The organism is Streptomyces sp. NPDC043685, from assembly GCF_056436585.1.
This window is the reverse complement of sequence record NZ_JBWKCH010000001.1, coordinates 631,638-644,342: the sequence shown is the minus strand read 5'-3', so window position 1 is coordinate 644,342 and position 12,705 is coordinate 631,638. Positions and strand designations below refer to the sequence as shown.

The 12,705-nt window shown below is 71.4% G+C and carries 14 protein-coding genes; 6 read left to right on the top strand and 8 right to left on the bottom strand.

Translation table 11 applies throughout. The features are described 5' to 3' along the window. Window positions 1-53 precede the first annotated feature (53 nt). From AC0665_RS03070 to ychF, 3 genes are all read right to left on the bottom strand, one after another. Window positions 54-839: a superantigen-like protein SSL4 gene (locus AC0665_RS03070; protein ID WP_478704311.1), complete on the bottom strand. Its 786-nt coding sequence runs from the start codon at window positions 837-839 to the stop codon at window positions 54-56. Next, a complete protein-coding gene (locus AC0665_RS03065; protein ID WP_478604795.1) occupies window positions 836-1,366 on the bottom strand; it encodes a SigE family RNA polymerase sigma factor in 531 nt (176 codons plus the stop codon). The genes AC0665_RS03070 and AC0665_RS03065 overlap by 4 nt, the downstream gene beginning before the upstream one ends. Before the next feature lie 550 nt (window positions 1,367-1,916). Beyond that, a complete protein-coding gene (gene ychF / locus AC0665_RS03060; protein WP_363117066.1) occupies window positions 1,917-3,005 on the bottom strand; it encodes a redox-regulated ATPase YchF in 1,089 nt (362 codons plus the stop codon). A gap of 168 nt (window positions 3,006-3,173) precedes the next feature. Here ychF and AC0665_RS03055 point away from each other — a divergent pair, with 168 nt between their 5' ends. Next, the gene (locus AC0665_RS03055; protein WP_478704310.1) at window positions 3,174-3,812 is read left to right on the top strand and encodes a DUF6542 domain-containing protein; all 639 of its coding nucleotides are present in this window, start codon (window positions 3,174-3,176) and stop codon (window positions 3,810-3,812) included. A 129-nt stretch (window positions 3,813-3,941) separates the two neighbouring features. Here AC0665_RS03055 and ppgK read toward each other — a convergent pair whose 3' ends face one another. Both ppgK and AC0665_RS03045 read right to left on the bottom strand, forming a co-directional pair. Continuing rightward, entirely contained in the window at window positions 3,942-4,688 is a 747-nt protein-coding gene (gene ppgK, locus AC0665_RS03050; protein ID WP_478704309.1) for a polyphosphate--glucose phosphotransferase, read from the bottom strand. A gap of 79 nt (window positions 4,689-4,767) precedes the next feature. Next, window positions 4,768-5,793: a 4-hydroxy-3-methylbut-2-enyl diphosphate reductase gene (locus tag AC0665_RS03045; RefSeq protein WP_468407206.1), complete on the bottom strand. Its 1,026-nt coding sequence runs from the start codon at window positions 5,791-5,793 to the stop codon at window positions 4,768-4,770. Window positions 5,794-5,895: 102 nt separating this feature from the next. On the opposite strand from AC0665_RS03045, the gene AC0665_RS03040 reads away from it, so the two are divergent. From AC0665_RS03040 to AC0665_RS03025, 4 genes are all read left to right on the top strand, one after another. Continuing rightward, entirely contained in the window at window positions 5,896-7,272 is a 1,377-nt protein-coding gene (locus tag AC0665_RS03040; protein ID WP_478704308.1) for an APC family permease, read from the top strand. Window positions 7,273-7,334: 62 nt separating this feature from the next. Beyond that, on the top strand, window positions 7,335-8,543 hold the full coding sequence (xseA, locus tag AC0665_RS03035) for an exodeoxyribonuclease VII large subunit (RefSeq protein ID WP_478704307.1): 1,209 nt from the start codon (window positions 7,335-7,337) through the stop codon (window positions 8,541-8,543). A 9-nt stretch (window positions 8,544-8,552) separates the two neighbouring features. Continuing rightward, window positions 8,553-8,798 (top strand): exodeoxyribonuclease VII small subunit, encoded by a 246-nt coding sequence (locus AC0665_RS03030; RefSeq protein WP_468407200.1) that lies wholly within the window; start codon window positions 8,553-8,555, stop codon window positions 8,796-8,798. 121 nt (window positions 8,799-8,919) lie between these two features. After that, complete coding sequence (locus AC0665_RS03025) at window positions 8,920-9,510, top strand: malonic semialdehyde reductase (protein WP_468407198.1); 591 nt, start codon at window positions 8,920-8,922, stop codon at window positions 9,508-9,510. 62 nt (window positions 9,511-9,572) lie between these two features. On the opposite strand, the gene AC0665_RS03020 is transcribed toward AC0665_RS03025, so the two are convergent. Further along, window positions 9,573-10,097, bottom strand: coding sequence for a DUF4245 domain-containing protein (locus AC0665_RS03020; protein WP_363117058.1), 525 nt, complete (start codon window positions 10,095-10,097; stop codon window positions 9,573-9,575). A gap of 126 nt (window positions 10,098-10,223) precedes the next feature. On the opposite strand from AC0665_RS03020, the gene glpX reads away from it, so the two are divergent. Then, a complete protein-coding gene (gene glpX / locus AC0665_RS03015) occupies window positions 10,224-11,258 on the top strand; it encodes a class II fructose-bisphosphatase (RefSeq protein WP_030842703.1) in 1,035 nt (344 codons plus the stop codon). A gap of 78 nt (window positions 11,259-11,336) precedes the next feature. Here the strand turns inward: glpX and AC0665_RS03010 are convergent, their stop codons facing one another. Both AC0665_RS03010 and AC0665_RS03005 read right to left on the bottom strand, forming a co-directional pair. Then, window positions 11,337-11,714, bottom strand: a complete 378-nt coding sequence (locus AC0665_RS03010; RefSeq protein WP_031103048.1) for a WhiB family transcriptional regulator — start codon at window positions 11,712-11,714, stop codon at window positions 11,337-11,339. 114 nt (window positions 11,715-11,828) lie between these two features. Next, window positions 11,829-12,539, bottom strand: coding sequence for a DUF1707 SHOCT-like domain-containing protein (locus AC0665_RS03005; RefSeq protein WP_478507283.1), 711 nt, complete (start codon window positions 12,537-12,539; stop codon window positions 11,829-11,831). Between the last annotated feature and the right edge of the window lie 166 nt (window positions 12,540-12,705).

Below are 12,705 nucleotides of genomic sequence, written 5' to 3'. Positions count from 1 at the left end.
GGTGCTGCCTTCGCGGCCGCCGCCGTCGCCGTCGCCTTGCCGCAGAGCGGCGTTCACCGGGTCGGGACGAACCCTCCCCGGACCGACGCGGAGCCGCCCGAACCCTGTGCGTCGACGCGGTAGCCGTCGCCCGCGGCACTGCGCACGCCGGGGCCGTTGTTGAACTGCGCGGCGAACTCATGGCTCCCGGCCGGCACGGTCAGGCCCGGCTTGAGGACCCAGCGGTAGACCAGCGCGCCGCCGGCCTCCTGGACGGTGACGGTGAAGTCGCCATTCGGCAGGGTCTGCCAGGTGCCGGTGTTCTTCGCCCCGCCGGTCTGCACGATCCGGATCTCGACCGTGAGCGAGGTGAGCGGCTGGGTCGTCTTGAGGGCGAGGTTGCTCTGGGTCCAGTAGACGGTGCTCTTCGGATCCAGCGAGCCGGCCGACCACAGCGGCCCGTTCTGGTTCTCGCCGCCGGTCGGCGAGGGACTGGTGGCCGACGGAGTCGGGCGCGAGCTGCCCGGGGTGGAGACCGGGGGCGGCGCGACAGGGGTGGGACGGGCCGACGTCGGGGGCGGAGAGCTGACGGTCGGGGACGGGGTGGCAGGCGTGGTCACGGTGGGCGACGGCGACGGGGTCGCGATGATGGCGGCCACGGCGAGGCCGCCGGTCGTCAGGATGCCGCCGGCGGCGAGCCCGGCGAGGGCGACTCTGGTCCCGGACCGCGCGAACGGTCGCGCGCGGTGGCGGACGGCGGGGCCGGCCATGCCGCGTTCCACCCGGGCCAGCATCCGCGCGCGGTCGGGCCGGTGGGCCTCGGCGGCCTCGCGCAGCCGACGGGCGATTTCCTCGTTCACCGGTTCCTCCTCCCTGGCACCAGGTCCCCGGCCGCGTGTGCGCCCAGGAGCTTTTCCAGCTCGGCCATTCCCTTCGAGGTCTGGCTCTTCACCGTTCCGACCGATATGCCCAGCGCCGCCGCCGTGTCCTTCTCCGACAGGTCGAGGGCGTGCCGCAGCACCACGCAGACGCGCTTGCGGAACGGCAGCCGGGCGAGCGCCGCGCGGACGTCCAGCACGGCCGCCATGTCCGGCCCCTCCACCTTCTCGGGGCTGCGGGACCAGAACAGCGTGATCCGACGCCGCTCCCGCATCGCGCTGCGGATCCGTCCCCGCGCCAGGTTGGCCACCACACCACGGGCGTAGGCGAGCGGGTGGTCGGCCTGCCGCAAGCGGTCCCAGCGCTGCCACAGGGCGACCAGGGCATCCGCCGCGAGGTCGTCCGCCGCGTCGCTCTCGCCGGTCAGCAGGTATGCCAGACGGGCAAGCTCGGCATAGTGGCGTTCGAAGAATTCGTGGAACTCCGCGGACGCGTCATCGAGGACCATCCCCCGGTCGCCCTCTCCTTGCCATGATGTGCGCGTTGGTTGCATCTTAAACAACAACGGGGGCGCAGCCTAACAGTGCCCGGCCCGGGATTCGAACGTCGGTCGTGCTCGATTGCGGGGCGCTGAAGGCTGACCGGCGGGCTGGTCAATGCCGGGCGAAGCGGACGCCGGTCGGCTGCGCGACGTCCGGCCGCACGGCAGTGCCGTGACCGGTCCGCGCCTGCGCCACGGTTGCGGCGCGGCGCGCTTCATTGCCCTCATGCCCGTCCATCCGGTAGTCCGACTCGGCCTTCCGGCTCCCAGTTACCGCACAGGACGAGAAGGTTGCCGCCCCGACGCAATTTTCTCGGCGACCGGTGCACGGCACGCAAGGCTGCATGTCCGCGCCATAAGGTCCCCGCGCGCGGCGGCTCAGGCCGGGCGGGGCCCGCGCTCGGACTTCACCCGGACCGTGCCGGCACGGTAAAAATCAAGGGGCCTGACCCCGAGGAGTCAGGCCCCACTTGACCTGCGTGTTTGCCAGATCAGCGAAGTGGTGTCAGGTCACCGGCTAGACATTGAAGCGGAACTCCACCACGTCCCCGTCCTGCATCACATACTCCTTGCCCTCCATGCGCGCCTTGCCCTTCGCGCGGGCCTCCGCCACCGAGCCGGTCTCCACCAGGTCGTCGAAGGAGATGACCTCCGCCTTGATGAAGCCCTTCTGGAAGTCGGTGTGGATGACACCGGCGGCCTCGGGGGCGGTGGCGCCCTTCTTGATGGTCCAGGCGCGGGATTCCTTGGGGCCGGCCGTCAGGTACGTCTGGAGCCCCAGCGTGCGGAAGCCGACATGGGCGAGGGTCGCCAGGCCCGGCTCCTCCTGGCCGACCGACTGGAGGAGTTCCAGGGCCTCCTCCTCGTCGAGCTCGGCGAGGTCCGCCTCCAGCTTGGCGTTGAGGAAGATCGCCTCGGCGGGGGCGACCAGGGCCCGCTGCTCGTTCTTGAAGTCCTCGTCGGTCAGCTCGTCCTCGTCGACGTTGAAGACGTAGAGGAACGGCTTGGTGGTGAGCAGGTGCAGGTCGTGCAGGAGCTCGGCGCGCTCGCTGCCCTGGACGAGGCCGTGCGCGAAGAGCGTGTCGCCCTTCTCCAGGATCTCCTTGGCGTCCTCGACGGCCTTGACCTTCGGCGCGATGTCCTTCTTGATGCGCGACTCCTTCTGGAGGCGCGGCAGGACCTTCTCGATGGTCTGCAGGTCGGCGAGGATCAGCTCGGTGTTGATCGTCTCGATGTCGTCCTTGGGCGAGACCTTGCCGTCGACGTGTACGACGTTCTCGTCCTTGAAGGCCCGGATGACCTGGCAGATCGCGTCGGACTCGCGGATGTTCGCCAGGAACTTGTTGCCGAGGCCCTCGCCCTCGGAGGCGCCGCGCACGATGCCGGCGATGTCGACGAAGTCGACCGTGGCCGGAAGGACCCGCTGCGAGGAGAAGATCTCCGCCAGTTTCGTCAGGCGGGGGTCAGGGACGCCGACCACGCCGACGTTCGGCTCGATGGTGGCGAACGGGTAGTTGGCCGCCAGCACGTCGTTCTTGGTCAGGGCGTTGAACAGGGTCGACTTGCCGACATTCGGCAGACCGACGATTCCGATCGTGAGCGACACGTTGCGACTTCCCGTGAGTGGAGGGCCAGGAGGCCAGGGGACCGGCCGATCCACCAGTCTACGGCGTGTCCGGAACCGGCCCGGCGACGTATCGAACGCTTGGCCAAGCCGCGACCCACGGCGTGTCAGAAGGCCTATTCGGCATATTGAACGACCTAAGTTGGTGCGGTGGAGCAATACAGGACGCGATCTCCCCAGTACGCACCGCGACAGGACGCACCGCGCCAGGACGGGCCGCGACAGCACGGACCGCGACGGGACCGGCCCAGGCCGCCCCGGCAGCCCGTGCCGTCGCAGGCGGGGCGGGGAGCGGGCGGCGAGCCCGTGCGCGCGGCCCGGCCGCCCCAGCCGCGGCCCCGCCCCGCGCCGGTACGGCGGCCCGCGCCCGCACCGGCGTCCGCTGCCGGCCGGCTGCCGAACCCCCGGCTGACGGGCCTGGGCAGCGCGCTGTTCTGCACGGCGGCGATGTTCCTGCTCGGCGCGCTGTGCGCGGCGCTGTTCGGCGCGTCCCTGACGGCGTACGGCGTGCTGTTCCTGCCGGTGTGCGCGCTGACCGCCCTCTGGGTGCGCCGGGGGGACCTGATGGCCGCGCCCGTGGTCGTGCCGATCGCCTTCGCCGTCGGGCTCGTGCCGGTGGCGGACGGGGAGGACGGGTCGAGCGGCACCCTGATGGGCCTGCTGACGGCGCTCGCCACGCAGGCCGGCTGGCTCTACGGAGGCACTCTGATCGCCGGGCTGATCGTGATCGTCCGACGGATCCGGATGGTGCACCGGCGGCGGACGGCAGGAGCCCGGCCGCCGGTCTGACACCTCCCGGCGCGGGACGGACGCTGGTGCCGGGCCGCCGGTCAGACACCCACCGGCGCGGGACGCGCCATGGTGTGCCGGGCCCTGGAGCCCGGCCGCCGCTGTGCCGCCTGAGGTCCGGCGACGGCCCTAGTGGCCGGCCGCCCGCATCGCCGCGCCCACGATCCCCGCGTTGTTCTGGAGCTGCGCCGGGACGATCTCCGTCTTGAGGCCCTCGATGTAGGGCAGGAACTTGTGGGACTTGCGGCTGACGCCGCCGCCGATGATGAACAGCTCCGGCGAGAACAGCATCTCCACATGGGCGAGGTACTTGCGCACCCGGTGTGCCGCCCAGTGCTCCCACGTCATGTCGTGGTCCTCGCGGGCCTTGCTGGAGGCGCGCTTCTCCGCGTCGTGCCCGTCGAGCTCCAGGTGGCCCAGCTCGGTGTTGGGGACGAGGACGCCGTCCACGAAGACCGCGCTGCCGATGCCGGTGCCGAGGGTCAGCAGGATGACCGTGCCCCGGCGGCCCCGGCCCGCGCCGAAGTTCATCTCGGCGACGCCCGCCGCGTCCGCGTCGTTGACCACCGTCACGGGCAGTCCGCCCAGCCGCTCGCCGAGCAGCGCGCGGGCGTCGGTGTCGATCCAGCTGTCGTCGACGTTGGCCGCCGTACGGATGGTGGCTCCGTCGGTGACCACGCCCGGGAAGGTGGCCCCGACCGGGCCCGTCCAGCCGAAGTGGTCGACGACCTGCTTGACGCCGTCGGCCACCGCGTCGGGCGTGGCCGGGTGCGGGGTGAGGACCTTGTGGCGCTCCTGGGCCAGGTCGCCCTTGTCCAGGTCCACCGGGGCGCCCTTGATCCCGGATCCGCCGATGTCCACTCCGAAGATCTGCATGGCCCTACGTTACGACGAACGACTGACCGTCACAGGCCGGACGGGGGTGCCGCCCGGCCTGTCCGCGAGCACTCCCCGATCACTCCCCGGAAACTTCACCGGTCCCGGCGCCGGTGCGCTCGGCGACCAGGGCCGCGGCCTCCTCGCGCAGATCGCGGCGCAGCTCCTTGGGCAGGGAGAAGGTGATGGACTCCTCGGCGGCCTTGACGATCTCGACGTCCTCGAAGCCGCGCCGGGAGAGGAACTCCAGGACCTGCTCGACCAGGATCTCCGGGACGGAGGCGCCCGAGGTGACGCCGACCGTGGTCACGCCCTCCAGCCAGGCCTCGTCGATCTCGTCGGCGAAGTCCACGAGGTAGGCCGCGCGGGCACCCGCGATCTTGGCGACCTCGACGAGCCGCTTGGAGTTGGAGGAGTTGCGGGAGCCGACCACGATGACCAGGTCCGACTCGGCGCCCATCTGCTTCACCGCGAGCTGGCGGTTCTGCGTGGCGTAGCAGATGTCGTCGCTGGGCGGGGAGATGAGCTGCGGGAACTTCTCCTTCAGGGCGTCAACGGTCTCCATGGTCTCGTCGACGGACAGCGTGGTCTGGGAGAGCCAGACGACCTTGGACGGGTCGCGGACCTCGACCTTCGCCACGTCGCCGGGGCCGTCGACGAGCTGGATGTGGTCGGGGGCCTCACCAGAGGTGCCGATGACCTCCTCGTGGCCCTCGTGGCCGATCAGGAGGATGTCGTAGTCGTCGTCGGCGAAGCGGACGGCTTCCTTGTGGACCTTGGTGACCAGCGGGCAGGTGGCGTCGATGGTGGCGAGGCGGCCCTGCTTGGCCTCCTCGTGGACGACGGGGGCCACACCGTGCGCCGAGAACATCACGATGTTGCCCGGCGGGACCTCCTCCGTCCGCTCGACGAAGATCGCGCCCTTCTTCTCCAGGGTCTGCACGACGTACTTGTTGTGGACGATCTCGTGGCGGACGTACACCGGAGCGCCGTACTGCTCCAGGGCTTTCTCGACGGCGATCACGGCGCGGTCCACACCCGCGCAGTAGCCACGGGGGGCGGCGAGCAGGACACGGCGGCCAGGCGAAGCAGACATGCGTCCCATCGTAAGGCCGCGTTCGGCGGGTCAGAGATCGCGTGCGTGTGGAGTCCCCGGGAAGACTGACATCGCGCGGCGCGAGTGACGTACAGCGGGAGCGGAGGCGCGATGTCCGGGACCGGAACCCAGGCCCGTGCGGACGAGGGGGAACCCGCGCTGCGGCGCAGTCTCGGCTTCCGGGACCTGGTCGTCTACGGGCTGCTGTTCATCGCCCCGATGGCACCGGTCGGCGTGTTCGGCACGCTGGACGCCAAGTCGCACGGCGCCGTCGCGCTGGTCTACCTTGTCGCCACGATCGCGATGGCGTTCACCGCGTTCAGTTACGCCCAGATGGTCCGGGTGGTCCCCCAGGCGGGCTCGGTGTTCGCCTACGCGCGGGCGGGGCTCGGGCACGGCGCCGGGTTCGTGGCGGGCTGGATGGCGATGCTCGACTACGTCCTGATCCCGGCGGTGGCCTACCTGTTCTCAGGGGTCGCGATGAACGCGCTGGTCCCCGAGGTGTCGCGGTGGGTGTGGACGGCCTTGGCGGTGGTCGTGACGACGCTGCTGAACCTGCGGGGCGTACGGGCCGCCGCCCGGGTGGGTTTCGTGGTCCTGGCGATGGAGGTCGTGGTCCTGCTGGTCTTCGTCGTGTCGGCGGTCGTGGTGCTGGCCCGGGACGGCGCCGAGCGGGGCTGGCTGTCGCCGCTGACGGGGGACGGCACGCAGGGGGCGTTCGCGCTGTCGGCGGTGCTCGGGGCGGTGTCGGTGGCGGTGCTGTCGTATCTGGGGTTCGACGCGATCGCCTCCTTCGCGGAGGAGGTCACCGGCGGTTCGGCGAAGATCGCGCGGGCGCTGCTGTTCTGTCTGGCGCTCGCGGGTGTGCTGTTCATCGCGCAGACCTACCTCGTGGCGCTCCTGGAGCCGGTGTCGTCGGCACGTCTGGCGGCGGAGCCGGGGCGCCAGGGGACGGCCTTCTACGACACGCTGGACGCCTCGGCCGGTACCTGGCTGCACGACCTGGTGGCGGTGAGCAAGGCGATCGGTGCGGCCTTCGCGGCGCTGGCAGGGCAGGCCGCGGCGGGCCGGCTGCTGTTCGCCATGGGGCGCGAGCGGCGGCTGCCGCACGCGCTGTCCCGGACGAGGAACGGGGTGCCCCGGCCGGCGCTGCTGTGCGCGGCCGTCATCACCCTGGTTGCGGCGGTGTGGGCGGCCCGCCGGGACGACGGCATGGACCAGCTGGTGTCGGTGGTCGACATCGGTGCCCTGACGGCGTTCACGCTGCTGCACGCGAGCGTGGTGGGCTGGTTCGCGGTGAAGCGCCGGGGCGGCCCGGTCGTCTGGTGGCGCCATGTCCTGGCACCGGCGGCGGGGGCGGCGATCACCGTCGCCGTGATCGTGGAGGCGTCGGGAACCGCCCAGGCGGTGGGCGCGGTGTGGCTGGCGGTGGGGTTGGTGGTGCTGGCGGTGCAGGGAAGCCGGCGGGCGGTGCCGCCGCCCCCGTGAGGTGCCGGTGTCCGCAGGGCGGCTGAGCCGGGTTGTCGGTGCCGCCCACTACTCTCGCGGGCATGGCTGTGAACACGACTCCGGAAGCCCCGCTGCCCGTCGGCGAGGTGTCGCGGCTCATCGGAGGCTGGATCGACCGGCTCGGGGCGGTGTGGGTCGAGGGGCAGATCACGCAGTTGTCGCGGCGCCCGGGTGCCGGTGTGGTGTTCCTGACACTGCGGGACCCGTCGTACGACATCTCCGTCAGCGTCACCTGCTACCGGCAGGTGTTCGACGCCGTCGCGGACGTGGTGAGCGAGGGCGCCCGGGTGGTCGTCCTGGCGAAGCCCGAGTGGTACGCCCCGCGGGGCCAGCTGTCGCTGCGGGCCGCCGAGATACGGCCGGTGGGCGTCGGGGAGCTGCTGGCCCGGCTGGAGCAGCTGAAGAAGGCCCTGGCGCGCGAGGGGCTGTTCGCGCCGGAGCGCAAGAAGCCGCTGCCGTTCCTGCCGCAGCTGGTCGGGCTGGTCTGCGGCCGGGCCTCGGCGGCCGAGCGGGACGTGCTGGAGAACGCCCGACACCGCTGGCCCGCCGTCCGCTTCGAGGTGCGCAACGTCGCGGTGCAGGGTGTGCACGCCGTGCCGCAGGTCGTGCAGGCCGTGAAGGAGCTCGACGCGCTCGACGACGTGGACGTGATCATCGTCGCCCGGGGCGGTGGCAGCGTGGAGGACCTGCTGCCGTTCTCCGACGAGCAGTTGATCCGGACGGTCGCGCAGTGCCGTACGCCCGTGGTGTCCGCCATCGGGCACGAGCCGGACAACCCGCTGCTGGACTACGTCGCCGATCTGCGCGCCTCCACCCCGACCGACGCCGCGAAGAAGGTCGTGCCGGACGTCGGCGAGGAGTACGAGCGGGTGCGGCAGCTGCGGGACCGGGCGCGGCGGTGCGTGGCGGCGATCGTGGAGCGGGAGGAGCGGGGGCTGGCGCACGCGCTGGCGCGGCCGTCGATAGAGGATCCGCACCGGATGATCGACGAGCGGGCCGACCAGGTGGCGAATCTGCTGGACCGGGGCCGGCGCTGTCTGCGGCACCAGCTGGACCGGGCCGACTCGGAGCTGACGCACACGCACGCGCGCGTGGTGGCCCTCTCCCCCGCCGCGACCCTGAAGCGCGGGTACGCCGTGTTGCAGAGGGCGGACGGGCACGCGGTCCGCGACCCCGGCGAGGTGGAGGCCGGGGAGGCCCTGCGGGCCCGGGTCTCCGAGGGTGAGTTCTCCGTACGAGTGGACACATAGGGTGGGTGGATGACCAGCGAGGTTGATGAGACACCGGGCATGAGCGAGGCGCTCGGGTACGAGCAGGCGCGGGACGAGCTGATCGAGGTCGTCCGGCGCCTGGAGGCGGGCGGTACGACGCTGGAGGAGTCCCTCGCGCTCTGGGAGCGCGGCGAGGAGCTGGCCAAGGTGTGCCGTCGCTGGCTCGACGGGGCCCGGGCGCGGCTTGACGCGGCGCTGGCGGAGGAGGCCGCGGAGGACGGGGACGCGGAGTAACGAGGGCGGTTCGGTCCGGAGTGATACACGACACTCCCGCAGTAGTTGAATGTTGAACTTCACTGGCGTACGGTCGAAGACGTCAGCCGATCTTCCGGACCGGACACGAGAAAGTGCCTTCATGTCCCTCGTTCTTGACCCCGCCGCCCAGGACCTGCTCTTCCGCGAGGCCCGCACCGCCAACACGTTCACCGACGAGCCGGTGACCGACGAGCAGGTGCAGGCGATCTACGACCTGGTCAAGTACGGTCCGACCGCCTTCAACCAGACCCCGCTGCGCATCACGCTGGTCCGCTCCGCGGAGGCCCGCGAGCGCCTGGTCGCGCACATGGCCGAAGGCAACCGGGCCAAGACGGCGAGCGCCCCGCTGGTGGCGATCCTCTCCGCGGACAACGAGTTCCACGCGGAGCTGCCGCACCTGTTCCCGGCCTTCCCGCAGGCCAAGGACGTCTTCTTCGCCGAGCGCCCCGCGCGTGAGAGCGCCGCCGCGATGAACGCCGCCCTGCAGGCCGCGTACTTCATCGTCGGCGTGCGCGCCGCCGGTCTCGCCGCCGGCCCGATGACCGGCTTCGACTTCGAGGGTGTCCGCAAGGAGTTCCTCGACGACGACCACACCCCGCTGATGGTCGTCAACATCGGCCGCCCGGGCCCGGACGCCTGGCACCCGCGCTCCCCGCGACTGGACTTCGACCAGGTCGTCACGACCGTCTGACCGACGGACACGACCCACGACGAAGGCCCCCGGCACACACGCCGGGGGCCTTCGTCATGGGCTCACTTCGTCTCCAGCGCCCCTGCCATCTTCGTCAGCTGCGCGAACGACGCGGTGCCCGTCACGACCGTCGTCGCGCCCTTGGTGCCCTCCAGGACCAGCGCGTCGTACCGGCCGCCCTCGTAGCGGGTCCACGTCCGGCCGTCGATCTTCTCGGTCCTGCCGGTCTCCCGCGCGCCCTGCGTCGCCTCGTCGAGGAAGACCGGGCGCCGCTGAGTGGACTGCTCGACCGCCACGTACTCCCCCTCGGGGTCGTGGAAGCCGAGGTGCCAGGCGTCGAACTTGTCCCCCTGGAAGCGGACGGAGGTGGCCTTCCACGTGGCGGGCAGGCCCTCGGGGGCGGCCACGGGGTACGAGGCGGCACGGCGTGCCGTGAGCAGCTCGACCCGGTAGTCGACGGCCTTCACGTCGGGCGCGCTGTCGTCGTGCGGGATGAAGAGGTACACGAAGCCGGCCACCAGGACGATGACTCCCATGGAGAGGATCATGTCCCGCGCCGTCTTCTGCTTGCCGTTCTCGCCTGCCACGCCCCTATCGTCGCAGGTCCCTGCTGCGCTCATCCGTGGGGGCCCCTGCTCATTTTGGCGACTCGGAGATAGAGTCGTGCGACAACACCCTCATCCGGCCGTCGTCGTACAGAAAGGTGCGCTCCGATGACCGAGCATCATCACTTGCCGTCCGAACTCGATGTGCCCTCCGAGGCCCCCGACCGCAACCTCGCCCTGGAACTGGTCCGGGTCACCGAGGCGGCGGCGATGGCCGCGGGCCGTTGGGTCGGGCGGGGTGACAAGAACGGCGCCGACGGTGCCGCGGTGCGCGCCATGCGCACCCTCGTCTCCACCGTCTCGATGAACGGCGTCGTCGTGATCGGCGAGGGCGAGAAGGACGAAGCCCCGATGCTGTTCAACGGGGAGCGCGTGGGCGACGGCACCGGGCCCGAGTGCGACATCGCCGTCGACCCGATCGACGGCACCACGCTGACCGCGAAGGGCATGACGAACGCGATCGCGGTGCTGGCCGCCGCCGAGCGAGGGTCGATGTTCGACCCGTCCGCCGTCTTCTACATGGACAAGCTCGTCACCGGTCCCGAGGCGGCCGACTTCGTCGACATCAACGCCCCGGTGTCGGTGAACATCCGCCGGGTCGCCAAGGCCAAGCGGTCCGCGCCGGAGGACGTGACGGTGGTGATCCTCGACCGCCCCCGGCACGAGGGCATCATCAAGGAGATCCGGGAGACCGGCGCCCGCATCAGGCTGATCTCCGACGGCGATGTGGCCGGCTCGATCCTGGCACTGCGGGAGGGCACCGGCGTCGACCTGCTGCTCGGCATCGGCGGCACGCCGGAGGGCATCATCTCCGCCTGCGCGGTGAAGTGCCTGGGCGGCACGATCCAGGGCAAGCTGTGGCCCAAGGACGACGAGGAGCGGCAGCGGGCGATCGACGCGGGGCACGATCTCGACCGCGTGCTGACGACCGAGGACCTGGTCACCGGCGAGAACGTGTTCTTCGTGGCCACCGGCATCACCGACGGCGAGCTGCTGCGCGGGGTCCGCTACCGGGCGGAGACCGCCACGACCGACTCGATCGTCATGCGGTCGCGGTCGGGCACGGTGCGCCGGATCTCCTCCGAGCACCGGCTGAGCAAGCTGCGTGCCTACAGCGCGATCGACTTCGACAAGGGGAAGTGACCCCGGACGGAAGCGGACCGGCACAACGAAAGGGCGCCCCCGGTGCGGTGGGGGCGCCCTTCTCGTGCCGCCGGACCGTCAGCCCGCCGCCGCTATCTGATTCGCGGGGCGGGCCGTCTTCTTCAGCTCCATGTCCCGGCGGCGGCGCCGGGCCAGCACCACGCGGCGCTCCGCCGCGGTGAGGCCGCCCCAGACGCCGTAGGGCTCGGGCTGGAGCAGGGCGTGTTCACGGCACTCGACCATCACCGGGCAGCGTGCACAGACCCGTTTCGCCGCTTCCTCCCGGGACAGCCTCGCGGCGGTCGGCTCCTTGGAGGGAGCGAAGAACAGGCCTGCCTCGTCCCGCCGGCACACCGCCTCGGTGTGCCACGGGGCGTCCTGGTCCCTGTCTCGCGCTGGCACCCGCGGGGCCGGAACGGCAGCTACCTGCACGGACGAATGCGGCGGTTGCAGCACGGTCTACTCCTGACGACGGCTTCGCGAGCGAGAGACGATGCAGCAAGGCCTACCCGCTGTACGCGCGCCTATGCACTGAGTTCCGAACCGCCGGGCAGGGAGGGTTCGCGACTGTCAATGGCCCAGGTGTTTGCGCAAACCCCTGTCGACCTTGCGCTGCACCCGGTCCATGATGTCCGCGACGACCTTGCCGCGCCGGGGCCGCGCCTCGACGCTGCCCAGCACGGCCCAGCCGTCGATGTAGACGATGGGGGCCTCCGGTTCGCCCGAGTCGAGGGTGGCCACCTCGAAGCTGCCGAGGACGCCGCCGCCCATGCCGCGCAGCGACACGTTCTCCGGGACGCGGATGTCGACGCTGCCGAAGACCGCGAACGACTTGACGACGACCTGCTGGTGGTCGAAGAGGGCCTCGCTGAGGTCGATCTCGACACTGCCGAAGATCGCGTAGGCGTGGATGCGGCGGCCCGCGCGCCAGCGGCCCTTGCGGACGGCACTGCTGAACACCGCGACCACGTTGTCGTCCGGGTCGATCGGGATGGCTCCGGCCGTGGGGCGCTGGGGGGCCGGGGCGTGGGAGGGGCCGGGGCCCCGGCGGTGGGCGGCGGGCAGGTCCCGGATGAAGACCTCCAGTTCGCCGACCGTCTTGGCGCGCAGCACCCCCTCGACGCGCTCGGCGTGCTCGTCGGCGGTGAGGCGGCCCTCGGCCAGGGCGTCGTGGAGGACGTCGGCGATACGGTCGCGCTCGGCGTCGGAGGCGCGCAGCGCGGAGACGGCGGGCTCCTGCCGCTGAAGGGCCGGCTTCTGGTCCTGCTGGTGAAGGTCCACGACGGCAGCGTACCGAAACACGATAGATCGCGACACCCCCGGTTCGCGGGCCGAGTGTGACGAACTGAGCCTTACCTCACAAGCCCGCCGTCGGCGGCAGGTTCTACGCTGGTGGGCGCCCGCCAACGGAGGCGGGCCGCCGTCCGTCGAGTGAGGAATGGGCTGA